This window comes from Ferruginibacter sp. (genome assembly GCF_031430955.1).
Lineage (GTDB): Bacteria > Bacteroidota > Bacteroidia > Chitinophagales > Chitinophagaceae > Ferruginibacter.
In genome coordinates, this window is sequence record NZ_JANPCM010000462.1 from 1 (window position 1) to 2,165 (window position 2,165).

2 protein-coding genes are annotated in these 2,165 nt (G+C 37.8%); both read left to right on the forward strand.

Going from position 1 to position 2,165, the window contains the following annotated elements:
* Positions 1-673: ATP-binding cassette domain-containing protein (locus ACY65O_RS12715; protein WP_462221233.1), on the forward strand; the 673-nt coding region annotated here is incomplete at its 5' end.
* Positions 674-882: 209 nt separating this feature from the next.
* Positions 883-2,165 (forward strand): phosphopyruvate hydratase (eno, locus tag ACY65O_RS12720; protein ID WP_462221234.1); only part of this gene is annotated, 1,283 nt, incomplete at its 3' end.

The following is a 2,165-nucleotide window of genomic DNA, read 5'->3' on the forward strand; positions in this document are numbered from 1 at the left end:
TGGTTATCTGCCCGAAGCTAATCCGCTATATCATGATATGTATGTAAGAGAGTATTTAGATTTTGTAAGCAATGTGCATGAAGTAAATAATAAAAAAGAAAAAATAGAAGAAGTAATAAAAACTGTTGGCTTAAGTGTGGAGGCCAACAAAAAAATTGGGCAGTTAAGTAAAGGATATAAACAACGTGTAGGGTTGGCCGCTGCACTAATCCACAACCCCGATGTACTAATTTTAGATGAACCCACCAGCGGCCTGGATCCTAACCAGATTGTAGAAATAAGGGGAGTGATAAAAGAATTAGGTAAAAATAAAACGGTGTTGTTTTCATCGCATATTATGCAGGAGGTACAGGCCTTATGCGAAAGAGTTATCATTATAAGCAAAGGTAATATTGTAGCTGATGATACTTTGAGTAACCTTCTTGGTAATAAGCATTTTAGCGAATTGAGATTAGAAATAAAAGAAGTAGTAAAATCCGAAATTTTCGACGGCATTCAAAACATCAAACAACTTAATTCCAATACCTGGCTGTTTAAAACAGATAATGCTGATAATTTAAAAAGAAAAATAATTGAAATAACTTTAAATAAAAATCTCAATATCGTTTCTCTTCAAAGCGAAGCAACGGGTAATTTAGAAAGTGTATTCAGGCAATTAACGGAAGATAAATAAATACCCTGTATTGTACTTGTAAATAAAATCATCCCCTTTAAAACAAGTGCTTTCAAGTAAAACCAATAGTACGCAGCGGTTGCAAAATACTCAATTACATACCCAAAAATATCCAAAAAAAGCGCCTTCAATATAATTTTGCTTTTATCCTAACTAAAGCAGAAATTTGCAAACTATCTAACTTTTAAAATAAAAACCTCCAAAAAACAATGAGTTACATCGCATCCATTCATGCCCGTCAAATTTTAGACAGCCGTGGCAATCCTACAGTAGAAGTTGACGTATTAACAGAGAACGAGCATTTGGGCAGGGCGGCTGTACCAAGCGGAGCCAGCACTGGCATCCACGAAGCAGTGGAATTAAGAGACGATAACAAAAAAATATACGGAGGTAAAGGTGTTTTAAAAGCCGTTAAAAATGTAAACACCATTATTGCAGATAATTTACTGGGCTGGGATATTGCTGACCAAACCGGTATTGATGCTGCTTTGCAAGGTTTAGATGGTACCGCTAATAAAGGAAAGCTTGGCGCTAACGCAATGCTGGCCGTTAGTATGGCTGTTGCAAAAGCCGCAGCGCTGGAAGCTAACCTTCCTTTGTACAGATACATTGGTGGAACAAATGCGAAAATTTTGCCCATACCAATGATGAATATTTTAAATGGTGGCGCACATGCCGATAATAAAATAGACTTCCAGGAATTTATGGTAATGCCCATTGGTGCCACATCTTTTAGCGAAGGCTTACGGTGGGGTGTAGATATTTTTCATGCTTTAAAAACAGTATTAAAAAAGAAAGGCTTCAGCACTAACGTAGGTGATGAAGGTGGCTTTGCTCCCAACATTCAAAGCAATGAGGAAGCTATTGAAACGGTGCTGACAGCAATACAGGCAGCAGGATACAAAACCGGCAGCCAGGTTATGATTGCAATGGATGCTGCTAACAGTGAATTATGGAATGCTAAAGAAAAGAAATATATTTTTCATAAGAGTGACGGAAAGAAAATGACGAGTGAGCAATTGGTGGCTTACTGGGCAAGCTGGGTAAAGCAATATCCTATTTGCAGTATTGAAGATGGCATGGCAGAAGATGACTGGAAAGGATGGAAAATGCTTACTGAAGCAGTGGGTAAAAAATGCCAGTTAGTAGGTGATGATTTATTTGTTACCAATGTTACAAGATTAGAAAGAGGTATTAACGAAGGCATTGCCAATGCTTTATTGGTTAAAGTAAACCAGATTGGAACCGTTACAGAAACCATTAATGCCGTAAGTATGGCACAGCAAGCTGGTTACAATACTATCATGAGCCACAGAAGCGGTGAAACAGAAGATACCACCATCGCTGATTTGGCTGTGGCCTTAAATTGCGGACAAATTAAAACCGGTTCTGCATCACGTACCGATCGTATGGCTAAATACAACCAGCTTATCCGTATAGAAGAAATACTGGGCGAAAGTGGAATATATCCAAAAGGAAAGATTAAATTTGG